This window comes from Flavobacterium collinsii, assembly GCF_902804485.1.
Lineage (GTDB): Bacteria > Bacteroidota > Bacteroidia > Flavobacteriales > Flavobacteriaceae > Flavobacterium > Flavobacterium collinsii.
This window is the reverse complement of record NZ_CADCST010000064.1, coordinates 1-25,316: the sequence shown is the minus strand read 5'-3', so window position 1 is coordinate 25,316 and position 25,316 is coordinate 1. Positions and strand designations below refer to the sequence as shown.

22 protein-coding genes and 1 tRNA gene are annotated in these 25,316 nt (G+C 35.7%); 10 read left to right on the top strand and 13 right to left on the bottom strand.

Annotation, left to right across the window (positions count from 1 at the left end):
- Nucleotides 1-82 precede the first annotated feature (82 nt).
- The 3 genes from FLA105534_RS04335 (at nucleotide 83) to FLA105534_RS04325 (ending at nucleotide 3,511) form a co-directional block, all read left to right on the top strand.
- Nucleotides 83-1,135, top strand: a complete 1,053-nt coding sequence (locus tag FLA105534_RS04335) for an HlyD family secretion protein (RefSeq protein WP_173964813.1) — start codon at nucleotides 83-85, stop codon at nucleotides 1,133-1,135.
- A gap of 1 nt (nucleotide 1,136) precedes the next feature.
- On the top strand, nucleotides 1,137-2,720 hold the full coding sequence (locus FLA105534_RS04330) for an efflux MFS transporter permease (RefSeq protein WP_173964812.1): 1,584 nt from the start codon (nucleotides 1,137-1,139) through the stop codon (nucleotides 2,718-2,720).
- Nucleotides 2,721-3,280: 560 nt separating this feature from the next.
- A complete protein-coding gene (locus FLA105534_RS04325; protein ID WP_173964811.1) occupies nucleotides 3,281-3,511 on the top strand; it encodes a hypothetical protein in 231 nt (76 codons plus the stop codon).
- A gap of 510 nt (nucleotides 3,512-4,021) precedes the next feature.
- On the opposite strand, the gene FLA105534_RS04320 is transcribed toward FLA105534_RS04325, so the two are convergent.
- Nucleotides 4,022-4,103: transfer RNA gene (locus FLA105534_RS04320), tRNA-Leu, on the bottom strand.
- A gap of 120 nt (nucleotides 4,104-4,223) precedes the next feature.
- Between FLA105534_RS04320 and FLA105534_RS04315 the strand changes: the two genes are divergently transcribed.
- The 4 genes from FLA105534_RS04315 (at nucleotide 4,224) to FLA105534_RS04300 (ending at nucleotide 8,881) form a co-directional block, all read left to right on the top strand.
- Nucleotides 4,224-5,612, top strand: coding sequence for a dipeptidase (locus FLA105534_RS04315; protein WP_173964810.1), 1,389 nt, complete (start codon nucleotides 4,224-4,226; stop codon nucleotides 5,610-5,612).
- Between the two features lie 1,100 nt (nucleotides 5,613-6,712).
- Complete coding sequence (locus tag FLA105534_RS04310; protein ID WP_173964809.1) at nucleotides 6,713-7,144, top strand: toxin-antitoxin system YwqK family antitoxin; 432 nt, start codon at nucleotides 6,713-6,715, stop codon at nucleotides 7,142-7,144.
- A gap of 145 nt (nucleotides 7,145-7,289) precedes the next feature.
- Nucleotides 7,290-7,661, top strand: coding sequence for a BlaI/MecI/CopY family transcriptional regulator (locus FLA105534_RS04305; RefSeq protein WP_173964808.1), 372 nt, complete (start codon nucleotides 7,290-7,292; stop codon nucleotides 7,659-7,661).
- Nucleotides 7,658-8,881: a M56 family metallopeptidase gene (locus FLA105534_RS04300; protein ID WP_173964807.1), complete on the top strand. Its 1,224-nt coding sequence runs from the start codon at nucleotides 7,658-7,660 to the stop codon at nucleotides 8,879-8,881. Before FLA105534_RS04305 ends, FLA105534_RS04300 begins: the two co-directional genes overlap by 4 nt.
- A 279-nt stretch (nucleotides 8,882-9,160) precedes the next feature.
- Here FLA105534_RS04300 and FLA105534_RS04295 read toward each other — a convergent pair whose 3' ends face one another.
- The gene (locus tag FLA105534_RS04295) at nucleotides 9,161-10,525 is read right to left on the bottom strand and encodes a saccharopine dehydrogenase family protein (RefSeq protein ID WP_173964806.1); all 1,365 of its coding nucleotides are present in this window, start codon (nucleotides 10,523-10,525) and stop codon (nucleotides 9,161-9,163) included.
- Between the two features lie 192 nt (nucleotides 10,526-10,717).
- Here FLA105534_RS04295 and FLA105534_RS04290 point away from each other — a divergent pair, with 192 nt between their 5' ends.
- Both FLA105534_RS04290 and pckA read left to right on the top strand, forming a co-directional pair.
- Nucleotides 10,718-11,104, top strand: coding sequence for a DUF423 domain-containing protein (locus FLA105534_RS04290; protein WP_173964805.1), 387 nt, complete (start codon nucleotides 10,718-10,720; stop codon nucleotides 11,102-11,104).
- 301 nt (nucleotides 11,105-11,405) lie between these two features.
- A complete protein-coding gene (gene pckA, locus FLA105534_RS04285) occupies nucleotides 11,406-13,010 on the top strand; it encodes a phosphoenolpyruvate carboxykinase (ATP) (RefSeq protein WP_173964804.1) in 1,605 nt (534 codons plus the stop codon).
- A 183-nt stretch (nucleotides 13,011-13,193) separates the two neighbouring features.
- On the opposite strand, the gene FLA105534_RS04280 is transcribed toward pckA, so the two are convergent.
- Nucleotides 13,194-14,249 (bottom strand): phytase, encoded by a 1,056-nt coding sequence (locus FLA105534_RS04280; protein ID WP_173964803.1) that lies wholly within the window; start codon nucleotides 14,247-14,249, stop codon nucleotides 13,194-13,196.
- Nucleotides 14,250-14,321: 72 nt separating this feature from the next.
- Complete coding sequence (locus FLA105534_RS04275) at nucleotides 14,322-17,132, bottom strand: TonB-dependent receptor (RefSeq protein WP_173964802.1); 2,811 nt, start codon at nucleotides 17,130-17,132, stop codon at nucleotides 14,322-14,324.
- A 269-nt stretch (nucleotides 17,133-17,401) separates the two neighbouring features.
- On the opposite strand from FLA105534_RS04275, the gene FLA105534_RS04270 reads away from it, so the two are divergent.
- Nucleotides 17,402-18,502: a DUF4407 domain-containing protein gene (locus FLA105534_RS04270; protein ID WP_173964801.1), complete on the top strand. Its 1,101-nt coding sequence runs from the start codon at nucleotides 17,402-17,404 to the stop codon at nucleotides 18,500-18,502.
- Nucleotides 18,503-18,663: 161 nt separating this feature from the next.
- On the opposite strand, the gene FLA105534_RS04265 is transcribed toward FLA105534_RS04270, so the two are convergent.
- The 9 genes from FLA105534_RS04265 to FLA105534_RS04225 form a co-directional block, all read right to left on the bottom strand.
- A complete protein-coding gene (locus FLA105534_RS04265) occupies nucleotides 18,664-19,368 on the bottom strand; it encodes a PH domain-containing protein (RefSeq protein WP_173964800.1) in 705 nt (234 codons plus the stop codon).
- Nucleotides 19,369-19,439: 71 nt separating this feature from the next.
- Nucleotides 19,440-19,811 (bottom strand): MmcQ/YjbR family DNA-binding protein, encoded by a 372-nt coding sequence (locus tag FLA105534_RS04260; protein WP_173964799.1) that lies wholly within the window; start codon nucleotides 19,809-19,811, stop codon nucleotides 19,440-19,442.
- Between the two features lie 8 nt (nucleotides 19,812-19,819).
- Nucleotides 19,820-20,170: a DUF4260 domain-containing protein gene (locus tag FLA105534_RS04255; RefSeq protein WP_173964798.1), complete on the bottom strand. Its 351-nt coding sequence runs from the start codon at nucleotides 20,168-20,170 to the stop codon at nucleotides 19,820-19,822.
- A complete protein-coding gene (locus FLA105534_RS04250; RefSeq protein WP_173964797.1) occupies nucleotides 20,167-20,568 on the bottom strand; it encodes a GNAT family N-acetyltransferase in 402 nt (133 codons plus the stop codon). The genes FLA105534_RS04255 and FLA105534_RS04250 overlap by 4 nt, the downstream gene beginning before the upstream one ends.
- A 92-nt stretch (nucleotides 20,569-20,660) precedes the next feature.
- The gene (locus tag FLA105534_RS04245) at nucleotides 20,661-21,410 is read right to left on the bottom strand and encodes a cyclase family protein (protein ID WP_173964796.1); all 750 of its coding nucleotides are present in this window, start codon (nucleotides 21,408-21,410) and stop codon (nucleotides 20,661-20,663) included.
- A gap of 89 nt (nucleotides 21,411-21,499) precedes the next feature.
- A complete protein-coding gene (locus FLA105534_RS04240; RefSeq protein ID WP_173964795.1) occupies nucleotides 21,500-21,877 on the bottom strand; it encodes a GxxExxY protein in 378 nt (125 codons plus the stop codon).
- A gap of 121 nt (nucleotides 21,878-21,998) precedes the next feature.
- Entirely contained in the window at nucleotides 21,999-23,153 is a 1,155-nt protein-coding gene (gene hemW, locus FLA105534_RS04235) for a radical SAM family heme chaperone HemW (protein ID WP_173964794.1), read from the bottom strand.
- A 76-nt stretch (nucleotides 23,154-23,229) separates the two neighbouring features.
- Nucleotides 23,230-23,784 carry a crossover junction endodeoxyribonuclease RuvC gene (gene ruvC, locus FLA105534_RS04230; protein ID WP_173964793.1) on the bottom strand — a complete coding sequence of 185 codons (555 nt, stop codon included), beginning with the start codon at nucleotides 23,782-23,784 and terminating at the stop codon, nucleotides 23,230-23,232.
- 9 nt (nucleotides 23,785-23,793) lie between these two features.
- Nucleotides 23,794-25,316: WG repeat-containing protein (locus tag FLA105534_RS04225; protein WP_173964792.1), on the bottom strand; the 1,523-nt coding region annotated here is incomplete at its 5' end.

The window sequence follows — 25,316 nt, the reverse complement described above, 5'->3', positions numbered from 1 at the left end:
AGAGGCAAGAAGATAGAGGCAAGAGAATAGAAGAAAGAGAATAGAAGCAAAAAGCAAGAGAATAGAAAAAGATATAGAATTTATGGTAAAGATTAAAAATGAAACCAGAGCAAACAAATCGTTTCATATCATTATAACAATAATTGCCTGTCTGTTGGTGGTAAGCGGAGTCATTTTAGGAATTTGGTTTTATGTGTTCAGTCAGAATCATGAAGAAACCAATGATGCTCAGGTGGAGCAATACGTTACGCCAATTATGTCCAGAATTACGGGTTATGTTCAGGACGTTCGTTTTGAAGAAAATCAGTTTGTACACAAAGGGGATACTTTGGTGGTGATTGATAACAGAGAGTATAAATCAAAGCTGAATGTGGCTTTGGCCGATGTTCAAAGTGCGAAACAAAGTAGTGTGGTAGCGCAGAAAAATGTGGCGACAACAGCAAGTTCAACCGCAATTGGTGAATCGCAATTGGAGGTGGCGAAAACCAATCTTTGGAAAACAAAATTAGAGTACGATCGATACAAAGCCCTTGTGAAAGAAGAGGCGGCGACTTCTCAGCAACTAGAAAAAGTAAAAGCCGATTATGAGTCGGCACAGGCGCATTTTAAGGAAATGCGAGAAAGAATACAGTCTTCTAATTTAAGTACTTCTCAGGCGCAGGCAAATGTTCCTACCACACAAACGGTTGTTGAGTCTAAGCAAGCTGTTGCTGATAATGCGGTATTGTTTCTTTCGTACACCGTAATCACGGCTCCTTATGACGGCTGGGTTGGAAAAAGAATTTTGCAGCCGGGACAAATGGTTAAAGAAGGGCAATCATTACTTTCGATTGTGAGTAAAGAGAAATGGATTACTGCAAATTTTAAAGAAACACAGTTACAATATTTAACCGTAGGTCAGGAAGTTCAAATTAAGGCTGATGCTTTAAAGGATAAAGAATTTACAGGAATTGTTAAATCATTGTCGCCTGCCAGTGGTGCCCGATTTTCGTTATTGCCTCCTGATAATGCCACAGGAAACTTTGTGAAAATAGAACAGAGGATTCCGGTTCGAATTCAATTAAAAGAAACCGACAAACAAGCCGACTTCTTAAGAGCCGGAATGAATATTACGGTTATTGCCGAACACCAATAAAATGGAAGATAAAAGTATTTTTAAGTCCTGGGTTCCTAATTGGGCGATCATTATTATTTTGTTTGTGTGCCTGTTGCATTCCATGATTTTATTGGGGGTTTACAGTTCGAACGTGACCTATGCGGCGAGTTTTCTGGATATCGAAGCCGAGGATCTGCAGTTTGCCATGTGTGTGACCTACGGAACTTTACTGGCGACGATCCTTATCGAGAGTAGGTTTTCGAATTATTTCCCGGCAAAAAACTACTTAATGATGTTGTATGTTTTGATTGCCGTAACGATAATTGCATCAGGATATGTGACCAATTTTGCGGTTTTTATCATGTTAAGAGTCCTCGAAGGAATCTTGATGGCTTTGCCGGTGATGATTTTGAGGCAGTTGCTGGTAGAACGTTTTAATTCTAAAAACGCCATTATAATTGGGTTTTCGTTTTACTACGGATCGCTTTTATTGGCGACGCCCTTTATTATGAACATCGCTGTTTGGTTTCTCGATCATTACGATTGGAAATACATGCTGTATGTTTCGGGAATGCTTCAAATTATTAATGTCTTTTTGATTCTGGTGACTTTTAACAGCCACCGAATCACTAAAAAAATTCCGCTGTATCAAATTGATTTTCTGAGTTTTGTTTTGGTGTTGACATCGATAATAAGCGGGGCTTATTTTTTTGTGTATGCCGAAAGAAAATACTGGTTCGAATCGTCTCAATTGATTCTTTCTTTAATAATATGTCTCATTACGGGAGGTTTGTTTATTTTCAGACAATTACTGGTAAAACGACCAAGTTTTAATTTTGAAGTTTTTAAATATGCGAATCTGAGAATTGGATTTCTATTGTTTTTTCTGTTCTATATTGCCAGAGCGACTTTGAGTTTGTGTCATAGTGTAATGTTTACGATTTGGAATTGGGATCCGTCGCGTGTCGCCGGAGTGCAATATATAAACGGACTAGGAAATGTAATTGGGTTGGTTTTAGCGGCTATTTTTCTGATGCGATCTATGGCGACCAAATACATATTTATGATAGGTTTTGCGCTTTTGGCGGTATATCATTTTTGGTTTACGTTTTTGTTCGTGCCCGATGTTTCGCTGTCGGATATCTTGATTCCTTATATTTTGCAAGGGATCGCGGTTGGGGTTTTGTTCGTGCCTTTGGTTTTGTTTACGGTTACGGCTGTTCCGGGGAAATTGATGACATCCTCTGGAATTATTGGAGTCTCAGGACGTTTTTGGGGGAGTACTATCGGGTTTTGTATCATGCAGAATGCGCAAGTATTCCTGAATAAAAAACACTTTCTGAAATTAAGTCAATTTGTAACAGGCGAGAATCCCGAAGCACAGCAAACCATTGCTGCAACAACGCAGAGTTTTATAGCAAAAGGATATTCGGTCGATAATGCCAATACATTGGCCTTGAAAAAAGTCTTTACGACCGTTGCCAAACAGGCTACCTTATTATCGGATATGGAAATTTATACCGCCGTAGGGTATAGCTTAGTGATTTTGGTAGTTTTGATTGGTTTGAACCAACATTTAAGACACACAGCAAACCTGTTTAAAAAGAAAATTTGGATTAGCTAGTGAATTTAATCTCGCAAAGGCGCGAAGGCGCAAAGTTTTTACTTGGTATAAACGCTTAGCAGGGCTGTTTGACATTTCGAGCGAAGGGAGAAATCACATGAGAAGCTCTGTTCCAAGTGTCGTCAATCTTTGTTGAATTGCGAGTGTGTAAAAAGAAGGTCTGGATTGGTTGAGAGATCTTAGGTATTTGTTTGAAGATTTAATCTCGCAAAGTCGCGAAGATGCAAAGTTTTTACTTGGTATAAACGCTTAGCGGGACTGTTTGTCATTTCGAGCGAAGGGAGAAATCACATTAGAAGCTCCGTTCCAAATGTCGTCAATCTTTGTCGAATTACGAGTGTGTAAAAAGAAGGTTTGGATTGGTTGAGAATGTCTTTAAAATAACCTCATAGTCAGGGAGTGATGATCCTGACTTTTTTTTCGATTGATGATGATGAAAGCCCGTGCTGATTACACGGGCTTTTTCTATACGAAAAAATAAAATAGGGATGGACTCATATATGCGTCTAAATGAAAATGAAATTGGTGGATTTTTGTGGTATTCTTAAAATTTAGAAATCATGACAACAGAAAACTTCTCAAAAGAAACCGAAACCAGATTAATGGATTTTTTTAATAATGCGATTGATCCTAAAGATATGGCAAAGAGTATTCGTCAAGTGAATCATGTGCTTTCTTTGTGTGTAATGAGGGAATGCGAAACAATACAGTCTGAATTATCAAATATTGATGACAATTTTTATTGGCTGAACAAATTGGCAGAAGTTCTCGATCCCTACTTAGATGTTTGATGAATTTGGTATGGAAAATATGGAAAATATGGAAATCCGTAAAATACACTCATTTCTATAAATTAGTTTTGATTAATTATTAATCAAAAACAATAAGAATATGAGATGTAGTAACTGCGGAAAAGAAACGCCATTTAGTGGTAAAGTGTGTCATTGGTGTAATAATGATAAATCGAAAGATCAGCAAACGCATAGTGTAGTAGTGGTTGTGTCTGTGATTATAGTTTTTATAATATGGATGTGTTTTTAAGTGAGTCTGAATTGAACAAAATTTACTCGCTTAATAAACAGAAAGAAGCTTTAGGTCCTTATTTGGATGTGAAGTGAAGAAAGATTTTGCGCCTGGTTTGTTATTTTGAGGAACAAGACTCGAGCGATAGCGAACAGACGAAGTAAATCTTTGCGAGAAATTCGACAACAGGTTGTATTTTAAACCCGACAGGTTTTAAAAATCTGTCGGGTTTAATGGAAAACAAAAAAGCTTCTGATTTCTCAGAAGCTTTTTTTCGGTGCGGATAATAGGACTCGAACCTACACGCCTTGCGGCACCAGATCCTAAGTCTGGCATGTCTACCAATTTCACCATATCCGCGGCAATTGTGGGTGCAAAGATAGACATAACTTCGAATATTCAAAGAAAAAAAACGAAAAAATTGAAAAAAAATATTAATTCTCTTTTTTGTACTTTTGGATTTCTATAAAAATAATTTAAATGGAAAATATAAAGTCTTACGTTCAAGAACATAAGGATCGCTTTATCAACGAGTTGATCGAATTATTAAAGATTCCGTCGGTTAGTGCCGACACTGCATACTCGCAAGATGTTATCGATACTGCCGAAGCAGTAAAGGAAAGTTTATCAAAAGCAGGTTGCGATTTTGTCGAAATTTGCGACACTCCGGGTTACCCAATCATTTATGGAGAGAAAATAATCGACCCAAATTTACCAACTGTTCTTGTTTACGGACATTATGATGTTCAGCCACCAGATCCTTTAGAGTTATGGACTTCGCCTCCATTCGAACCTGTGATCAAAACTACAGACATTCATCCGGAAGGTGCAATCTTTGCTCGTGGTGCCTGCGACGACAAAGGTCAGATGTACATGCACGTAAAAGCGTTGGAATACATGGTTCAGAACAATGTTTTGCCGTGTAACGTAAAATTCATGATCGAAGGAGAAGAAGAAGTAGGTTCGGCAAGTTTAGCGTGGTTCGTAGAACGCAATCAGGAAAAACTAAAAAATGACGTCATCTTAATTTCAGATACCGGAATGATTTCTAACCAACAGCCGTCGATCACGACAGGTTTAAGAGGGTTGAGCTATGTTGAGGTAGAAGTTACAGGTCCAAACCGCGATTTACATTCTGGTTTATACGGAGGAGCAGTAGCGAATCCAATAAATATTCTGGCAAAAATGATCGCTTCGCTTCATGACGAAGACAATCATATTACGATTCCAGGTTTCTACGATAAAGTGCAGGAATTGTCTCTTGAAGAAAGAGCCGAAATGGCAAAAGCGCCTTTTAGCTTAGAAAAATATAAAAAAGCCTTAGACTTAAACGATGTTTATGGTGAAAAAGGATATGTAACTAACGAACGTAATTCTATTCGTCCAACCTTAGATGTTAACGGAATCTGGGGTGGATATACTGGAGAAGGTGCAAAAACGGTTATTGCAAGCAAAGCATTTGCTAAAATCTCGATGCGTTTGGTGCCTAATCAGGATTGGGAAGAGATCACAGAACTTTTTTCAAAGCATTTCACAAGCATTGCTCCGGCGGGAGTTACAGTAAAAGTAACGCCACACCACGGAGGTCAGGGTTATGTAACGCCAATTGACAGTATTGGATATCAGGCGGCAAACAAAGCGTATACAGAAACTTTTGGAGTTCCCGCAATTCCGGTTCGTTCAGGAGGAAGTATTCCGATTGTGGCTTTGTTTGAAAAAGAATTAAAAAGTAAAACGATTTTAATGGGCTTTGGTTTAGACAGTGATGCAATTCACTCGCCAAACGAGCATTTTGGAATCTTCAATTACTTAAAAGGAATCGAAACTATTCCGTTGTTTTATAAGTATTTTGTAGAGCTTTCGAAGTAATTTAACCGCAAAGAACGCAACGATTTACGCTAAGCTCGCTGTTTTTTTGGTTCGCTAAGATGTAAAAAATTAAATCTTAAGATGCAAAATCCGTTCAGAAATGAGCGGATTTTTTTATTGGTGTTCCTGACGTGGCGGATGGGTTTTTGGCTAAATGGGGAGATACCGCCTCTATCCCTAACGTGTAAAGAGAGGTTTAGAGGTACAGAGGTACAGAGGTTCAAAGGTTCAAAGGTTCAAAGGTTCAAAGTGGAGAAGGTGTAGAGGCTCAAAGGTTCAGAGGGACGGGAAAAAATTGAAATTTTTGGTGAATAGCCTACAGCTTCAGCTGTAGGTAGGTTTAAAAGGATTAGTTAATTGGCTTTAGCCAAATAAATTCTGGATTTGTATTTTTAAGTCATTGTGTAAAATTCGGCTAAAGCCATTAAATGCCTTTTATTTCTACAATCTCCAGCTAAAGCTAGAGGCAATTCATTCAGGTTTTGTTTCTCTGCGCCTTTGAGCCTCTGTGTCTTTAGTAAACGTTTTTTATGGGCGTTTCCGCGGCGGCGGACGGGCTTTCGGCTATATCTTTTATTCCGTTTCTCTTCATAAAAGGATACCGCCTCTATCCCTAACGCGTAAGAAAGGTTAGAAGATTCTAAGGTTTAGAGGTTCAAAGGTTCAAAGGTTCAAAGTGGAGAAGGTGTAGAGGTACAAAGGTTGAGAGGGACGGGAAAATTAAAGTTTTTGTTGAATAGCCTACAGCTTCAGCTGTAGTTTAGGTTTAGTGGGATGGGATAATTGGCTTTAGCCAAATAAATTCCGGATTTGTATTTTCAAGTCATTGTGTAAAATTCGGCTAAAGCCATTAAATGCCTGTATTTCTCCAATCTCCAGCTAAAGCTGGAGGCAATTCAGATCTTGTTTCTCTTCACCTTTGCACCTTTGCATCTCTGTACCTTTGGGCCTTTTTAAATCTTTGCACCTCAGAAAAAAGAAACCCTCAGAGCCTTAGCATCTTAGAATCTCAGCACCTTTTTCAAAAAATTCTTGCATATTAAAAAAATAACTCTACATTTGTAGAGTAGTATCTATAATTGTAGAGTAAAAATATTCAAATGAGGCAGCTGGTAATCTTGTTATTTTGTGGGTTAGTTCTTTTAGGGTGCAAAAGCAAACCGATCAATCAGATTGTTAATAAGAAAAGGGAAGGTGTCTGGATTGACAATTACAAACAGGACAGTACGATTTATAAATCGTTTGAATATTACAAACATGATCAGCCTGTAAAAAAGTGGAAATCGTATATAGACGGGAAAATCTATAAAACAGAAAAATATAAAAACGGAATCTGCTTTGTGAAATACTATTACGAAAACGGAAAAGTACAATCGAAAGGAAAAACAAAAATTGAAACCAATTCGGTAGAAACACATTGGTTTTATTTTGGAGATTGGAAGTTTTACTCGGATAAAGGGAAATTAATCGAAGTTAAGAAATACGATAACGGTGAGTTGATTTCGGAACGGATGGTGGAGAATAAAGAATAAAGAGGATAGAATAAAGAGGATAGAATAAAGATTATAGAAGAAAGAACAAAGAATATGGAATTAGTGTGGCGCAGAAGAAATCATTTTAATCTGTGGCAAAAAAACTCAGCACCTTAGTAACTCAGAACCTTAGAACCTTTAGAATATGCAATTATCAAACTCAGAAGAACAATTAATGGAGCATCTCTGGAAGCTTGAAAAAGCTTTTATGAAAGATTTGCTTGAAGCGTATCCGGATCCAAAACCGGCAACAACAACGGTTGCGACGCTTTTGAAGCGAATGATCGATAAAAAATTCGTTGCTTATAATGAATTTGGGAATTCAAGAGAATATTATCCCTTGGTCAAAAAAACAGCCTATTTCTCTAAGCATGTTAATGGGTTAATTAGTAGTTTCTTTAATAATTCGGCATCACAATTCGCTTCTTTTTTTACCACCGAAACGAATTTAAGTACTACCGAACTGGAAGAACTCAGAAAAATAATCGATTCAGAAATTCAAAAAAAGAAAAAATGATAAGCTATCTTTTAAAATCGGGAATACTGCTTTTGGTTTTTTATGCAGTATATAAATTGGTACTGGAAAACGAAAAAATGTTTCGTTTTAATCGCGCTTATTTGCTGGCGAGTTTGGTTTTTAGTTTTGTAATTCCGCTACAGCTTATCTCGTTTGGATCGTTTGTATCTGCTAAAATTGGGTTGGTTCAATTAGATGAAATCGTACTTCAAAAAAGCAATGAGCGTCTTAGTACAATTTCGGCTAATGATTTTCTGCTGGTTTTGATTGTTGCAGTTTACAGTGCAGTATTTTTGGTGTTGACGGCCAGGTTTGTTCTGGGGCTTAATTCGTTTCGTAAGAGGATACAGCGCAATGAAGTACGGTTTGTAAATGGGCAAAAGATAGTGTTGCTTCAGGAGTCCGGCTTGCCATACTCTTTTTGGGAATCGATCTTTATTAATAAAACAGAATTCGAAAACGGAAAAATTCCTTCAGAATTAATAGCTCACGAGAAAGCACATTTAAAACAGAGACATACTTTGGATATTCTTTTTGTTGAGGTACTGCAGATCGTTTTCTGGTTCAATCCGTTGCTTTTTCTCTATAAAAAAGCCATCAAGCTTAATCATGAATTTTTGGCCGATGAGGCTGTAAATGTGCAGTTTGGTGCCATCAAAAGCTATCAGCATTTGTTACTTGATTTTGCTTCGAATAAAAACACTGTTGCTCTGGCAAGTAATATTAACTATTTAATAACTAAAAAACGTTTACTTATGATGACCAAAAAAGAATCCCCGATTAAAATTGTGTTGAAAGTATTTACTGTAGGTACAATTTATGCCTTGCTGTTGTTTGTTTTTAGTACTAATGCGATAGCTCAAAAAAAGTCTGGTAAAGCAGAAGTGAAAGAGAAGGATCTTTACGTGCTGGAAGATGTCGAGAAATTGCCTGAATATCCTGGCGGGATGACAGCGTTTTATAAGTTTATAGGGAAGAATTTCAAAATGCCGACAGCAGTTGGAAAAAATAAAATTGAAGGAAAAACATACATGCAATTCACTATTGAAAAAGATGGGAGTTTGTCGGATATCAAAACAATTAAAGATTCAGGTTATGGAATAGGGAATGAGGTTATCCGTGTACTGAAGCTTTCGCCAAAATGGACTGCGGCAACGCAACAGGGAAAAGCGGTTAGAGTAATTTACAGTTTGCCAATTACGGTTCAGCCTGAAAAATAGGTTTTTTTAAAGGCGCAGAGGTACAAAGGTACAAGGTACAAAGGTTCAAAGTTGCAAAGGGATAGAGAGAAGTTGAAGGTTTTCTTTTGAATAGAATAGTCTCCAGCTTTAGCTGGAGGTTTAAATGATAAGCTGAGTGGCTTTAGCCAAATCAGCTCAGGATTCAAATTTTGGTTTTCTGTACCTCCGCGCTTTTTCAAAAAAAATCCGCTTCCATGTTCTGGAAGCGGATAAAATAAAAAACTAAAAAAAAAATTCTAAAAAACAACAACCCGGATCTTAGAACAAATCCGGATTATATCCAAAATAGGGCATTTTTTGTTCATTAAAAATAACCCCATGTTCTTCTAACTCGTTTAAAATTGGCAGATAAACTTCTTCTTTTATAGGGAGTTGTACGCCCGGAGTTGTGATTTTTCCATTTAAAATTAACAGTGTTGCCATTGCCACCGGTAATCCAACGGTTTTTGCCATTGCGGTATAGGTTTGGTCGTCTCCAATACAAACCATTTTTGAGTCAATTTGCTTTTTCTCTCCATTGAGCTCATAGCCAAACTTATGATACATGACAATCATATCTTTATCATTAGGTTCTAAAGACCAGCTGTCGGATAGTATTTTTTCTAATATCTGTGCAGGAGTGGCATTGGGTAGGTTTACTTTCTTGTCAGGATTAAATAGATCCAGTTCCAAAAGTTTGTCCCACATTATATCGTCCTGATCAATTTTTAAGATCAGTCGTGTTTTAATTTCTGCAGAATCGGTTGGGTGGTATGGTAAAAAGGAATTCACAAATTGACGGTAGCTCATGTTTTCGGAATTTTCCATAATGTAGCTGTCGTCTGTCATACCTAGTTGTACAAACATATTCCATGCTTTCGAGAAGCCAACTCTTCTGATGGTTCCTCTGTACAACGTTAAAACATTGTCTAAACCGTAAACCGATTTGTATTTAAGAGAATCCCGATTGGAATAAGCTTCAAATTTTCCATAGCCTTCTACTTCCAGAAATTCGGTACGACGAAATAATGCGCTGTACGGAATGTATTTATAAGTGCCTTCCTGAATAAATTTTGCTGCGCCTCCCTGTCCCGCAAGAACGACATTTCGAGGAGCCCAGGTAAATTTATAGTTCCATAAATTGTTGTCGGATTCAGGGGCTACTAAGCCACCACAGAATGATTCAAAAAGCAGCATTTTGCCACCTTTGGCTCTGATTTCATCAATGACTTTCATGGCGCTCATGTGATCGATCCCGGGATCGAGACCAATTTCATTCATGAAAACCAAATTGTTTTTTCGGGCTTCTTCGTCCAGTGCCTGCATAGCATCACTGATATAAGAAGCAGTAACCAGGTGTTTTTTAAACTGAAGACAGTCTTTGGCGATTTCGATATGTAGATGTGCAGGCAGCATCGAGATTACGATAGAAGCTTTTTCGATTGCTGCTTTTCTTTCTTCGGTATCAAAAATATTTAAAGCAATTGGAGTCGCATTAGGATGTTTTTGTGTCTTCTTTTCGGCTAAGGCCAAAGAAAGGTCTGCTACAACAAGATGTAGGTTTTCACTCTCTGATTTTGCTAGTAAATAGCGTATTAAGGACGACGCAGATCTACCGGCTCCAATGATTAAAATGCTTCTCATATTTTATATTTATAACACAAATATATTAAAATGTTAAATATATAACAATTTTAATTTCGGAAAAATATTGGATATTTTTTTTTAATGCCAAAAAACGGGGAATTCTTTTTTCTGAAAAATATTTTTCAAAAGTAAAATGCTTTTTAAGTACGATTGAAGTATTTTTGTGTGAGAATCGAAAGTATAGAAAATATGAAAAGAAGAATTGTTTTGGCAGGAGCTTTTATGGGAATGTTGGCTATTATCTTAGGCGCTTTTGGTGCGCATTTACTGAAGAAATACTTATCTGTAGAAGAATTAAACACTTTTGAAGTTGGCGTTCGTTACCAAATGTACCATGCTTTGTTTTTACTTTTTCTTTCGACCAGAAAAGATATTGCCGAAAAAACGGTTAAAACAATCTATAATTTAGTTGTTGCCGGTGTACTTCTTTTTAGCGGATCTATCTATTTGTTAGCCACAAAAAGCTTCACTGTTTTTGATTTTAAAATTATCGTATTCGCAACACCTGTGGGTGGTTTTTTATTAATTATTGCCTGGGCGTTGTTATTTGTTACGATTTTGAGGAGAAAATCATAAAATACCGAATAAAAAATTCTATCTAAAAATTAATCTTTAATTTTGTCTCATAAATAACATATAATCTTGTTTATGTGAGTTTCTATTGTTTTTTACTTTAATGTGAGAATAATATAACAAATTCATTTAGAGGGATATAAGAAAATGAATTAGAGGCACTTATTTTTTTGTTTTATTCATTTTGGAAGGTTAAATTTTACTTAATTAATATAAATAAAAGTGAAATTTAAATTTTTTTAATGGTTTAATAATAAATTATATAATTTTGCTTCTCTTAAACATCACACACAACTAAAAATTTATGGACAGTCACACAGTTTTCACGCAATCGATTTCGCTGAAAGAATTAGGAATTGAAAATGCAAAAGTTCGCTATCAACTATCTGCAGATGAATTGCATGCGATCACTTTGCAATCAGGTCAAGGTGTTGAGAACTCCACGGGAGCATTGGCAATTAATACGGGCGAATTTACAGGACGTTCTCCTCAGGATCGTTATATTGTAAAAGATAGTATTACCGGAGATCAGGTTTGGTGGGGAAATGTAAACATTTCTTTTGAACCGGATGCTTTTGAAAGATTATACAACAAGGTAACGCAGTTTTTATCGAATAAAGAAGTTTTTGTTCGTGACTCTTATGTTTGCTCGGATGCTAATTACAGACTAAATGTTCGCGTTGTTACTGAAACAGCATGGTCTAATTTGTTTTGTTACAATATGTTTTTAAGACCAGAAGAGTCAGAATTAGCTAATTTTACTCCGGAATGGACAGTAGTTTGTGCTCCAAGTTTTATGGCAGATCCAGCTGTAGACGGAACACGTCAGTCTAATTTTGCTATTTTAGATTTTACTAAAAAGATCGCACTTATTGGAGGAACAGGTTATACTGGAGAAATGAAAAAAGGAATTTTCTCTGCTTTAAACTTCATTCTTCCGGTTTTCAAAAATACATTACCAATGCACTGTAGTGCCAATGTTGGTGAAGCTGGAGATACTGCAATTTTCTTCGGATTATCAGGAACAGGAAAAACTACTTTATCAGCAGATCCGCAACGTAAGTTAATTGGAGACGATGAACACGGTTGGACTGCAGAAAATACTGTTTTCAACTTTGAAGGTGGTTGCTATGCAAAAGTAATTAATCTTACAGAAGAACATGAACCGGACATTTTTAGAGCGATCAAAAAAGGAGCGCTTTTAGAAAACGTGGTTTTCAAACCGGGAACAAACGAAGTAGATTACGATGATGTTTCAATCACTCAAAATACTCGTGTAAGTTACCCAATCACTCATATCGACAATATTCAGCCAGGTTCTATTGGACATAATCCTAAGAATATATTTTTCTTAACGGCTGATTCTTTCGGAATTTTGCCTCCAATCTCAAAACTAACTCCGGGACAGGCTGCTTACTATTTTATCTCAGGATATACAGCTAAAGTTGCAGGAACTGAAGCAGGAGTTACAGAACCACAACCTAATTTCTCAGCTTGTTTTGGAGCACCATTTATGCCATTACATCCAACACGTTACGCAGAAATGCTAACTAAAAAAATGGAAGAAGCTGATGTAAAAGTTTGGTTAATCAATACAGGTTGGACGGGAGGTCCTTACGGAACAGGAAGCCGTATGAAATTAAAATACACACGTGCAATGATTACTGCTGCCTTAAACGGAGAATTGGATAACGTTGCCTTTAAAAATCATAAAGTATTTGGAATTGCACAGCCTAAAACTTGTCCAAACGTTCCAAATGAAATCTTAGATCCAAGAAATACTTGGGAAGATCCTGAATTGTACGATAAAAAAGCAGTTGAATTGGCTCAGAAATTTAAAGCTAATTTTGCCAAATTTGAAGAATTCGCTAATGCCGAAATTTTGGCTGGCGCACCGATTATAGAATAAGGAAGATTACTAATTCAAACTAAAAAAAGCTGTTCGTTATGAACAGCTTTTTTGTTTAGTATTCAGTCTCAGTCTCGGTGTTCAGTCTCAGTCTCAGTCTCAGTTTTTAGTCTCAGTTAAGAAACTGCCAACTGCGACTGCGACTGCGACTGCCAACTGTGACTGCCAACTGCGACTGCCAACTTATTTCTTCTCATCGATACGTTTCTGGATCAAATCCCAGGCGTAGTAATGAAACGTCATTCCGTTGCTCATAGCTACAAACAGGCCGTTTTTAAAATTGCCTCCCAAATTTATGCTGGTCACATCGGCACCATCGCATTCTATAGTCGATGTTGGGATTTCTGCTAATAGAGGATAGTTATTCGGATTTCCATTTGCTCCTTCTCTCGGATACACCATAAAAGTATTTGCTTGTTGGTTTGAAACTAAAATATATCCCGTAGAATCTGTTTTTTTATAAATTGCGATTCCTTCATTATCCGCTTTAAAACCTGTTTTACCAAAAATTGTGAGTTCTTTGTTGTCTTTTAAAGCCGGATCGGCTTTGTATTTTCTAATTCCGAATTGTTCGTCACAATACAAAACAGTTCCTAGTTCATTGTCAACCGCAATAGCTTCGATTTCTTTCTTTCCGCTGTATGCGCCAAACTTTCGAACGACTTTTGCTGTAGCAAACTTTCCATTTCCCGAAAGTTCATATTGCCATAAGTAGCTTCCTGATGGTCCTGATTTTCGGCCTACGATAGCAAAAATTTTACCGTCACTTTTTCGTGTATACAAAGCAATTCCCATTGGGTCGCGCAATGCTTCGCCTTCAAAAACAGAAATTCCGCCATTATCAATAGCTTTTAAATCTGGTAGACTAAAGATTCTTATTTTATTTGATTCCCGTTCTGTAGTTACGGCAACGTCGATTTTTTTTCCATCTACGACTAAACCGTAAGCGATATCAACATTGTTAGGACGTTTTAAAACTTCAGATTTTGCAATGATTTTTCCTTTTAGATCAAAAGCGTACAAAGCGCCGTCTGAATCTTTATCAGTGCCTACAATGATGCTTTTAGAAGGATCGGTTGGATGAATCCAGATTGAAGGATCGTCGGTGTCGTGAGGTAAGGCTTCGGTAATAACGGTTGGTTTTACAGCATTTGCAGCAACAGGTGCCAGCTTGTCCTCTTTACAAGCAATGAATAAAGTACTTAAAAGTAAAAAGGCTAGTATCGTTTTATTTTTCATTATGGATTTATTTTAATACAATCAGACAGAACCGTTAAGTTCTGTCCAATGTAATGATTTTTAAATAGTGTATTACAAGTCAAGTTTCAAACCAAAATTATATCGGGCCTGATAGTATTCTGCTTGTTTGGTATGTGCTTGAACACCCTGATAGTAGCGCAACGGCTGATTGGTTAAGTTATTCGCTTCAGCAAAAAGACGAAGCTTAGGTGTGATTTTGAAAGAAGCATTTGCATCTACAAAAAATTGTTTATCATAGTAACTGTCTTTGTAAGATTCAGAACCTAATTCATCTAAATAATCGGAAGTGAAATTGGTTGAAACTCTGGCAGAAAAACGTTTGTTTTCCCAAGATAAAGAGCCGTTAAACATGTGTGGAGTGGTCCCCGGAAGACTGATGTTGTTTCTTTCGTTTCCATCTTCATCTGCAATCCCTTTTGCTTTAGATTTGGTATAAGTGTAATTCAGATAAATACCAAATCCTTTAAGAAATTTACCAGGAAGGAAGTCTAACTGACGCTGAAAAGCGACTTCAAAACCATAAACATCAACGGTCTCTCCGTTTCTGGATTGTAAAAATGACCAGTTTTCACCTGCCGGAATTGGATTTACCTGATTTGGGAAATCTGCAGCAAATTTTGCAGCAGTGTATTGGTTGTCACTGTAATTGTAAATAAAGTTGTCTAGTTTTTTGTAGAAAACACCTCCCGAAATTAATCCAACCGACTTGAAATAGTTTTCGGCCATAAAATCATAATTGTAAGAGTAGGTAGCGTCAAGATCTGGATTTCCTGCCATGATTTCTTTTTCGGCAGCAATATTGTTTACATACGGAGCCAGTGCATAATAGTCCGGTCTTGCCAAAGCTGTAGTAGCAGCCGCTCTTAAAACTAAATCTTTGGTAGCATTGTATTGGAAAGAGATGCTTGGCAATAAATTAGTATAAGAGTTGGTCGTATTGATTTGGTTCTCTAATTTCTCTTCATCCAAGACGCGGTTTCCGGTATAATCAATACGAGTGTTTTCTACACGAAAACCTAAAACCATAGATAGCTTATCGTTAAAATCCTGATCCCATCTTACATAGGCGGCATAAATGTTTTCTTTGGCATTATAATTTACAGCCAGGAATTCTGAGGGATCCGCTTTTTTGTTAAATAATGCGGTATTGTTTAAATCTAAACTTCCTAAAAAGTTAGTCGAAGCAAAACTCCCCGGTACATATTTGCTTCCCGGATTAAAGTTTTGACCGTCGTAATAGCTATCTGGAACTTGCGAAAGTAAAGCCATATCCGTGTTGATAGGTGTGTAAGCAAAGAAATTATTGTTTCTTTCTTTTTCTTTCAATCGAAGTCTAACTCCGGTTCGCAATCTTCCTTTTTCAGAAGGAATAATTGTAAAAGGGAAACGGATATTAATTTTTGCTCCAAATTCACTTTCGCTGGTTTCATTCGTATTTTCGGTAGCCGTTTGAAATTTGAATTTGTTTAGAGCCTCGCCGGTTGTTGTGATTAAAGGAAATCGGATGTCTGATAGATCCTGAGTCATATCTAAACCTTTCTGACGGTATTCGATATAACGCTCTTCCGGACGGTATTCTCTGGCTTTTGCATAATTGGCAGACCAGTCTAAGTCCAGTTTAGAGTTGATTAAATGCTCTCCACGAATCGAATAATTCTGAACGCGCTGATCTTCTAATCTTCTGTTTTTGTTGCGGTCATTATCTACTCCGCCTTTCGTCTGGCGTTTTACACGTCCTTTAAATGCAGTAATTTGCTGACCGTTATAAATTGGCTGGATATCATCGTAAGTAGTTCTGAAACGGTTTTCTCTGTCGTCTCTCCAGTTGTAAATAGCGTTGGCAAAAATGGTATTGTTTTCATCAAATTTATAGTCTAACGCCACAGATCCGCTGCGACGAATACGCTGTACATCGTATTTTCTAATCTCTGATGCCTGTAAATATTCATTCCCGAATTTATCTTTTACCCATTCGTTTTCGATATTATCAGATCCGTAATCTACATTGTTATACGATCCGCTAAAAACAGCTCCAAGTTTATTGTCTAAAAAACGATTTCCATAAACCAATCCAGCGGTGTAGGAAGCATGTTCGCGTATTGGTAAATAACCACCTGCCAGCGTAGCAGAGATTCGCTCTCCGTTTGGTGTAGCTCTTGTAATTAAATTTACAGAACCTCCAATAGCATCTGCGTCCATATCGGGAGTCAGAGTTTTGTTGACTTCAATTGTCGAGATCATATCAGACGGAATCAAATCCATTTGTACATTTCTGTTGTCTCCTTCTGCCGATGGAATTCGGTCTCCATTTAGAGTAACCGAGTTCAATGATGGAGCAAGGCCTCGGATAATGATGTTACGTGCTTCACCCTGATCGTTTTGCATGGTAATTCCCGGAACACGCTTTAAAGCATCTCCAACGTTAGCATCCGGAAAACGTCCCATTTGGTCAGATGAAATTACGTTTCCGATATTTTTGTTGTTTTTTTGTTGATTTAAAGCTTTTGCCTGACCTTTTAAAATGTCTCCAACCACTACTTCGTTCAACTCGGTTCCGGAAGTTTTAAGCGCAAAATCAATCACGTTATTTTTACCTTGTTCAACCGTAATTTCTTTTGTGATGGCAGTGTATCCAATATATTTTACCTGCAACTGGTAGGTACCAGTATTAATGTTAAGCAGTTCAAAATGACCATTGTAATCTGAAACGGTATATTTATTTTCACCTACAATTTGAATCATTGCTCCCGGTAAAGGAAGCTTATCATCAGTATCTAATATTTTTCCTGAGATTATAGCCTTTTGGGCATAACCTGACAAGGCTAAAAACAGGAATGTTACTATTAAGTAAATCTTTTTCATTTGTGTTTTAGTTTGATTTGCTGCGAAACTAGAACCTAAATGTTATTAAAGGACTTGAAAAAAATTAACATAGTGTTATGATTCGTATCCAACATTAAAAATAGATTAATGTTAAAGTAACATTTATTGTAAAAATGTTTTTTAGGAAGCCAACTCAAAACAAATGAACTATTTAACTTAGAATTTAATTTTTTGGCGTTAAATTTGCCGTATCACACAAGTCCAAAGGACGAGTTGATAAAATAATCATCAATCAAAAATCATCAATCATGTTAAAACAATTTTTTATCCTCTGTTCAGGAGTCGATCGGGACCTGCTCGAAGGCTGTTCAGAAGGCGAACAAACCAAATATGTTGGTATTGGCGCCACCGTTTTTTTTACTGCAGTTATGGCTTTTCTGGCCAGTGCTTATGCACTTTTTACTGTTTTTGACTCTATTTATCCGGCTTTAATTTTTGGATTTGTGTGGAGTTTACTCATTTTTAATCTGGACCGATTTATAGTTTCGACGATTAAAAAAAGAGATCGTTTTATGGATGAATTTATTCAGGCGACTCCCAGAATCCTACTGGCAATTATTATTGCAATTGTAATTTCGAAGCCTTTGGAGATTAAAATCTTCGAAAAAGAAATCAATACTGTTTTATTGAAAGAAAAAAATGAAATGGAATTGGCAAACAAAAAGCAGGTGGGTAATTATTTCAAATCGGATTTAGATAAAAATAAGGCTGAGATTGCAGGGTTGAAAAATGATATTCTGAAAAAAGAAAAAGAAGTAAATGATTTGTATTCGACTTATATCACAGAAGCCGAAGGAACTTCAGGAACCAAAAAGCTTGGAAAAGGACCGGTTTATAAAGAAAAGAGAGAGAAACACGATGCAGCTCTAAAAGAATTTGCAGCATTAAAGACTACTAACGAAGCCAAAATTGCCGAGAAAGAAAAAGCGGGAAAACAATTGCAGGCAGATTTGGATAAAAAAGTCACTCAAACGCAGCCCATCATTGAAGGTTTTGATGGTTTAATGGCGCGTATCAATGCACTGAATAAGTTACCGTGGCTGCCGTCTTTTTTTATAATGTTATTGTTTTTAGCAATCGAAACTTCTCCGATTATAGCGAAATTATTAGCCCCTAAAGGCGAGTTTGATTTTAAACAGGAAGAAGCCGAAACAGCAATGAAAGCCACTTTGGAGCAAAACAAATACCAACGTGAATTATTGGTTAGAACCAGCGCCGAAATGCACGATAAAGTTTATGCTGATATTGCCGGAGATAGAGGCCTCTACGATTTGCAGCGTAAAAACGCAAAGGAATTACTCGAATTGCAGTCTAATAGTTTTGTAGAGAAACAGAAAGCTACTTTGTAAAATGTGATCAGTAAGAAGTAAAATGTGAAAAGTAAGATGCAAAAATGATCTTTAAAACGTAAAAAAGCCTTAAGTTCTATCTGAACTTAAGGCTTTTTAATTTTGAGTAAGAAGTCAACTAATATCTTACAGTTTACTTTTCACATTTTACAAACTACATCTTACATATAGCTTAAAATTTCTTTCTTATAAGTGTCATATTCTCCCTGCATGATTAAACCATTGTCAAGCAGTTTTTTATAATTCTGCAGTTTGTCAAAAAGTTCCTCTTTAGACAAGTCGCTCAATTTACGATCTCCGGTGGAAGCCTGAGTGGGTTGAATAGGCTCAAAAGTTTCATAAGGAGTTGTCGCAGGTAAAATTTCGGCAAAACTGGTAACTTCTTCCGTTTCAACTTCTTCTACGTCGTCTTCAAAATCATCTTCGACGATTTGTACTGGTTCTGCTGCAGGAGCTTCAGTAGCAACAGGGTTTTTCAATAAATCCAATTGTTCCTTAGCATAAGTATAAATTTTTCTTGCCTGAGTTTTCGGAATATAATCTATTGAAATTGCCAGATCTGTTTTGGTGCCAAATGAAAATTCAGAACCTAAAATGTTTTCTTTTACAAAAGTGCTTGCAATATCATCCCAGGTATAATCTGTAAAATCCATCGAAAGACCTAAGTTTTTAGGTTTGCAAATAATGATACGTTTATTGGTTAAGATTATGCTATCCGGAAAAACAGTAATTGCTGGTTTTTTTTGAACCGCGATGTACCCAACTTCTTCGTTTTTCATCAATAAATCATTGAGTTTTGAAGTGATTTTTTCAATCGCTTTAGGGTCTTGTTCTTCGTTCAGAAATTTTTTAAATTGTTCTTTCATGATTGATAAATTGCTAAGTTACACTGTAACTGTGTTGCTAAGTTTTTTGTCTTATGCTGCAAATGTAATGCCTAATTTTCTAATTCGATAATTTCATTCTGAATTTTCTTTGTCAAACTTTTGAAAACCAACTCATACGAGTGATCGATCAATTCTTTGATGAAAGAGGTCGGTAAATTACCATTAAGAGCAATGGTATTCCAATGCACTTTACTCATATGAAATCCGGGTTTGATTTCGTCATATTCGGCTCTTAGTTCCTGAGCGCGTTCCGGATCACATTTTAAATTAACCGAAGGTTCATTTTTTTCCCATTGTGATAAGGAGGATAATGCAAACATTTTTCCGCCAACTTTAAAAACCAAGGTGTCTTCGTCAAAAGGAAAATGTTCGCTAACCCCTTTTTTTGAAAGACAATATTCGTAGTACGTTTCCAGATTCATATTATTTTTTATTTACCGATTTCACCTAAATGTGTATACTTAAAACCTTTTTGATATTTCAAACCATAACCGAAAAAACGATCCATTGCAGCATGCGAGAATAAAATAACTCCGATAAGCTGAATGTATTCAATTTTTAAATAACAACCCACTATATAAACTAAGATCGCGAGTCCTTTGTGATGGAATAAGTTGTACAAAAAAGCTCCAATTTTAGAATTAAATACATAGCCGATCATCGAAAGATCAGGAGCCAAAATGAAGACTAAAAACCACCACCAATGATAGTTTAAAAGGCTAAATAGATAGATTCCGAGAACGAACATTCCTAATTCTTCAAGTTTGATTATTGTTTTCATACTATTTTCTTTTCCATCATTTTTTCGGGATGCTGCAAGGCGGTAAAGCCAAATTTCTCATATAAAAAATGAGCGTCAGTAGTCGCTAATCTCCATATTTGAATGTCTTTTAGAATAGGCTCATTCATCATCGCTTCTATTAAAACAGACGAATACCCTTTGCCACGCTGTTCTTCGGTAATAAAAACATCCATTACATATCCAAAAACCACATAATCTGTAATAACTCTTGCAAAGCCAATTTGTTTGTCGTTAAGGTAAATTCCAAAACAAACAGAAGCGGCTATTGTAGTTTGAACTTCTTCAATAGTTCTTCCGGCAGCCCAGTAAATATCCTTCAGGAAATTTTGTATAAACGGAACATCAAGTTTAGTTTTATCGGTCGAAACGGTTATCATAAGCTGTCGTTTTTTGCCATGAATTACACTAATTTTTATGCTTATCAAAAAAAGAATTAATTCGAGGGAATTTGTATAATTCGGGGCAAACTTTAAATTTTATATAAAATTGGTTTACTTGGACTTGCATCGTTTTCAAACGAAGCAATTTGAAGATTTAGTATATAGTCGCCATCTTTGATTTCATCAGAAACAAAAATCATTTCGGTAATCGTTGCATTTAATCTTGCGTCAGCGTTCAGATGAAGCGTATCTTTTACATTCCAAAAAGCTTTGTGAGCCAGTAATTTTCCCTCGTCATGTTCTTTGTCCACACTTGGTAAGTCAATTAACAAATGCTGAATTTTGCTTTCGCGAATGAAAATTGCCGCTTCTTCAGATAAATAGGGCGGGTTTGTATTCGAGTATTTTCTTGATTTTTTATCTTTTTGGTTTGGAAGTGTTCTGATAAGTAAAGCCTCAGTTGTTCCACTAAGAACATCTAAAATCTGATTTTTGGTAATCACGAAATCATCACCAATTTTTTCAGGTTCAATGGTAATTAGTTGAGCCAAAAAGAAAAACTGTTTTAAACATTCATTGATACTATAAAAATCATTTGTGATATGCCCCAAACATTCCGTATGTGTTCCGTGACCATGTGGATTGAAGAAGATATTGTTAAAATTAGTAGATGATTTTCCTTCCGAAACCTTTCCGATCCAATCGCCAAAAACTACGGGCTCAATAACTGGTTTTTCGATATACCAGGCAATTGGGTTTTCGTCTGTATTCGTTAACGGGATTGAAATATCAATGGGCTTTGATAAGTCGATTTCGAAGGTGTTTATTTTTGCTTTCATTTTACCGCAAGGTTCGCTAAGGTTTACGCAAAAGATCGCAAGGTTTTTTGCTTAAAATTATTGCGTTTTTAATTTTTATTCAAGAAATACTAAAGCTTGTTTACAACTCTGCGTATCCCATTTTTTATTAAAACTACATTAAAGTTTATTAATAAACCTAATTTACAATTTGTTAATTTTAAATAGGTCAATAGTTGGGCGAAATGAATTTCATTTAAAGCATCGACGGATTTTATTTCCAAAATTACTTTATTTTCAATTATTATATCTAGTCGATAACCAATATCTAACTTTACTTTTTCGTAAATTAAAGGTAAAGGTTTTTGTTTTTCAATTTCTAAACCAGTCTTTTTTAATTCATAGACCAGACATTCTTCGTAAGCACTTTCCAAGAGTCCGGGACCTAAAGTTTGATGAACTTTTAAGGCACAATCAAACACAATTCTTGATAATTCATTTTCTGACATGAGTTTTAATTTTAAATAGTAAAACTCAAATGTAGTACAAAAAAATAAAAGTAGTTTTATTCTTACATTAATTATATTGCGCTCTTTGCGTAAACCTTAGCGAACCTTGCGGTTAAACTTTTTATTCTAAATTTAAGTAAAAGAGATCACTTGCAATTCCATCCGTTAAAAATTTTCCTTTTGCGGTTGGTTTTAGAATGTTGTTTTCGATAAAAAGTAAATCATCGTTTAGGAATTTCTGAGATTGTTTTTGGAGATAATCCAGATAATCTGAGCCAAATTCAGCATCAATCCGATCTAAGGAAACGCCCCAAATCGTTCTTAAGCCCGTCATAATATATTCGTTATAACGATCAGATTTAGACAGAATTTCAGTTTCTATTGGAAGTTCGTCATTCTGAATTGATTTGATGTAAAGGGAATTGTTCGCCACATTCCAACCTCTTTTTTCACCATCGTAGCTGTGCGCCGAAGGGCCAATTCCGATGTATTTTTTACCGAGCCAGTAAGCCGAATTGTTTTTGGAGAAATAATTTTCCTTTCCGAAATTGGATAATTCGTAATGAACAAAACCATTTTTTTCAAGTGTGTCGACCAGAATCATAAAATGATTGGAAGCGGCTTCGTCTTGTGGTTCTGCAATTTTACCGGTGTCAATTAGTTTTTTTAAAGCTGTTTTGGGTTCTACCGTCAGGGCATAACTCGAAATGTGCGGAATACCAAAGGACAACGCTGTTTCAATATTTTTTTTCCACATTTCATCAGTCAGACCAGGGATTCCGTAGATGAGATCGAGTGAAATGTTATCGAAATATTTGGTTGCTTCTTTCAAACAATTTATCGCTTCTGCCGAATTATGGGCACGGTTCATCATTTTTAGATCTTCTTCGTAGAATGATTGGATTCCAATACTTAAGCGGTTTATAGGGCTTTTAGATAATTCGAGAATTCGCTCGGGAGACAAATCATCGGGATTTGCTTCGAGTGTTATCTCCGGATTTTCAACAACATTATAATTGTTGTAAACGGTATCGATTAAAAAGTTTATCTCGGCATTACTCAAAACGGATGGGGTTCCGCCTCCAAAATAAATAGTCTCAATCTGGTCGTTACTTTGGGTAGAATCGATAAATTTTAATTCATTTTTTCGCATGACGATTTCTTTGGCCAAAGCCAAAACCATTTCGTCTTTCTTTTTCATTGAAGTTGAAAAATGAAAGTCACAATAGTGACAAGCCTGCTTGCAAAAAGGGATATGGATGTAAATACCGCTCATGATTTTAGTCTCAGTTTTCAGTCCCGGTTTTCAGTCTCAGTATTTTTTAGTTGTAGACTGTGACTGCGACTGAAAACTATTTTTTAATTCGTTCTTCATTCTGTTTCACAAAAGCATCCCAACCTGAATAACTTTTACCGGCAATAACTTTACCGGAATTAAAATGATGACAAACGGCAGCCGCAAGACCATCTGTTGAGTCGAGGTTTTTGGGTAATTCTTTTAGTCCAAGAAGCTGCTGGAGCATTTTTGCGACCTGTTCTTTGCTGGCATTTCCGTTTCCGGTAATCGCCATTTTGATCTTTTTAGGTTCGTACTCAGTGATGGGAATGTCTCTCGAAAGCCCTGCTGCCATTGCTACGCCTTGTGCGCGACCCAATTTCAGCATCGATTGAACGTTTTTGCCAAAGAAAGGAGCTTCAATCGCAATTTCGTCCGGATGGTGTGTTTCTATTAATTCGATCGTACGCTCAAATATGATTTTTAATTTTTGGTAATGATTGTCGTATTTGGAAAGCTGCAATTCGTTAAGCTGCAGAAATTCCATTTTTTTATTAGTGACTTTAATTAATCCGAAACCCATGATGGTTGTTCCGGGGTCAATACCTAATATGATGCGTTCTTTTGTCAAGTGTTTTTTTTAATTTAAATAAGAGAATTTCTTTTCAACTTCTTGTTTAGAGATATTCGCTTTAATTATTTTGTTTTTATTGTTTATTATGAAATACTTTCCGTTTTTTTTGACATAAAATTCAGTTGCATTTCTTTTTGATGTAAATGCTAAATCAGTATATATCTTTTCATAATCAAGAGGGATTATATTTTTATTATGAATGTTTACAACGCCATATTTACCATTTTTACAAAGAATAATTGTGTTGTCATCGTTGTAAAATAAATTATCATAAATAGCCGGAATAACTATTTTTCCTTCTTTAGTAATTAATCCTTCCTTGCCGTTTTTTGTTACAAAATGATAATTAGAACCTGGACCGTATTCGACCCAATTTGACATTTCACTATATTCAAAAGGAATAATTATTCTTCCTAATCTATTTATAACGCCATATCTACTATTTTGTTTAGCTATGAAAAAGTTTTTATCGTCATAAAAACAGGGTGACAAATCCTGATAATCGAAATTTAAAATTGTTTTTAGATTTTTGTCGATAATTCCTGCTTTGTTGTTTTTGCTTATGATATAATAATTGAGATCTTTCCCAGTCATTATTGTTTCATTTTCTATAGGATATAAAATTTTGTTGTCTGAACTAATAATGCCAGATTTTCCTTTGAGTTCAACTACGGTATTTGCTGCTCCGTTAAAATCTTGAATTGCATCATACATAAAAGGAACTATTATTTTTCCTTGACCATCGACTACACCATATTGTTTTTTTAAATTTTGAATGATATAGATTCTATGCACTTTTTTGCCCAGACGACTAAAATCAAAGCGGTAATTTTTTATTTTGTCGTAGATTTTATTCCCACTTTTGTCTAACAAAGTGATATGATTTTTATTTTTCCCTTCAAAGATTTCAGATTCATGATAATCTTCTTCAGGATGTTCTAATGTATCATATTCTAATTTAAGTATTTCTTTTCCAAATTCATTTATTATTCCATATTTATGATTTTTAGAAACAATTGCAATTCTGTTTTGATTAAATTTTTCTCCTAAATCATATTTTCCAAAAGGAATTACTTCTTTTAAATTTTTGTCTAAATAGGCAGTTTGACCATTTTTCCGAACAAAAATCAATCCATTTTTCCAAAAGGTACTTCCATTTTCTCCGTTTAAACTAATGTCCGTTACAAAAATTTCATCATATATAAAATCTGTTTTTTGTTTTCCCGTATTATCGAAAAATGCCCATTTCCCTTTTTTGTTCAATGTAATTAAACTATCGAATGTGGCTTCGTTGGCATTTTGATAATTGATTGAAATTATCTCTTTTCCCATTTGATTTATAAATCCAAACTTATGATTTTTTTCTACAAGTGCTAATCCAGAGTTTGTAAAATCGCTATTATTATCAAATTGAATAGGAATTACTATTTTTCCTTTTCTATTTACGAAACCATATTTACCGTTTTTTTTTACTGAAGCCAATTCATGGTTAAATGGATCGATGTCATCATATTCGAAAGGAACTATGA

What these genes read in the sequence shown, in the direction of transcription:
- FLA105534_RS04255 (WP_173964798.1), bottom strand. Translation starts at nt 20,170, where the DNA reads ATGAAAACAATAATCAAACTTGAAGAATTAGGAATGTTCGTTCTCGGA.
- FLA105534_RS04310 (WP_173964809.1), top strand. Translation starts at nt 6,713, where the DNA reads ATGAGGCAGCTGGTAATCTTGTTATTTTGTGGGTTAGTTCTTTTAGGG.
- FLA105534_RS04290 (WP_173964805.1), top strand. Translation starts at nt 10,718, where the DNA reads ATGAAAAGAAGAATTGTTTTGGCAGGAGCTTTTATGGGAATGTTGGCT.
- pckA (WP_173964804.1), top strand. Translation starts at nt 11,406, where the DNA reads ATGGACAGTCACACAGTTTTCACGCAATCGATTTCGCTGAAAGAATTA.
- FLA105534_RS04295 (WP_173964806.1), bottom strand. Translation starts at nt 10,525, where the DNA reads ATGAGAAGCATTTTAATCATTGGAGCCGGTAGATCTGCGTCGTCCTTA.
- FLA105534_RS04265 (WP_173964800.1), bottom strand. Translation starts at nt 19,368, where the DNA reads ATGAAAGAACAATTTAAAAAATTTCTGAACGAAGAACAAGACCCTAAA.
- FLA105534_RS04260 (WP_173964799.1), bottom strand. Translation starts at nt 19,811, where the DNA reads ATGAATCTGGAAACGTACTACGAATATTGTCTTTCAAAAAAAGGGGTT.
- FLA105534_RS04335 (WP_173964813.1), top strand. Translation starts at nt 83, where the DNA reads ATGGTAAAGATTAAAAATGAAACCAGAGCAAACAAATCGTTTCATATC.
- FLA105534_RS04280 (WP_173964803.1), bottom strand. Translation starts at nt 14,249, where the DNA reads ATGAAAAATAAAACGATACTAGCCTTTTTACTTTTAAGTACTTTATTC.
- FLA105534_RS04245 (WP_173964796.1), bottom strand. Translation starts at nt 21,410, where the DNA reads ATGAAAGCAAAAATAAACACCTTCGAAATCGACTTATCAAAGCCCATT.
- FLA105534_RS04275 (WP_173964802.1), bottom strand. Translation starts at nt 17,132, where the DNA reads ATGAAAAAGATTTACTTAATAGTAACATTCCTGTTTTTAGCCTTGTCA.
- FLA105534_RS04315 (WP_173964810.1), top strand. Translation starts at nt 4,224, where the DNA reads ATGGAAAATATAAAGTCTTACGTTCAAGAACATAAGGATCGCTTTATC.
- FLA105534_RS04240 (WP_173964795.1), bottom strand. Translation starts at nt 21,877, where the DNA reads ATGTCAGAAAATGAATTATCAAGAATTGTGTTTGATTGTGCCTTAAAA.
- FLA105534_RS04270 (WP_173964801.1), top strand. Translation starts at nt 17,402, where the DNA reads ATGTTAAAACAATTTTTTATCCTCTGTTCAGGAGTCGATCGGGACCTG.
- FLA105534_RS04325 (WP_173964811.1), top strand. Translation starts at nt 3,281, where the DNA reads ATGACAACAGAAAACTTCTCAAAAGAAACCGAAACCAGATTAATGGAT.
- hemW (WP_173964794.1), bottom strand. Translation starts at nt 23,153, where the DNA reads ATGAGCGGTATTTACATCCATATCCCTTTTTGCAAGCAGGCTTGTCAC.
- FLA105534_RS04300 (WP_173964807.1), top strand. Translation starts at nt 7,658, where the DNA reads ATGATAAGCTATCTTTTAAAATCGGGAATACTGCTTTTGGTTTTTTAT.
- FLA105534_RS04250 (WP_173964797.1), bottom strand. Translation starts at nt 20,568, where the DNA reads ATGATAACCGTTTCGACCGATAAAACTAAACTTGATGTTCCGTTTATA.
- FLA105534_RS04330 (WP_173964812.1), top strand. Translation starts at nt 1,137, where the DNA reads ATGGAAGATAAAAGTATTTTTAAGTCCTGGGTTCCTAATTGGGCGATC.
- FLA105534_RS04305 (WP_173964808.1), top strand. Translation starts at nt 7,290, where the DNA reads ATGCAATTATCAAACTCAGAAGAACAATTAATGGAGCATCTCTGGAAG.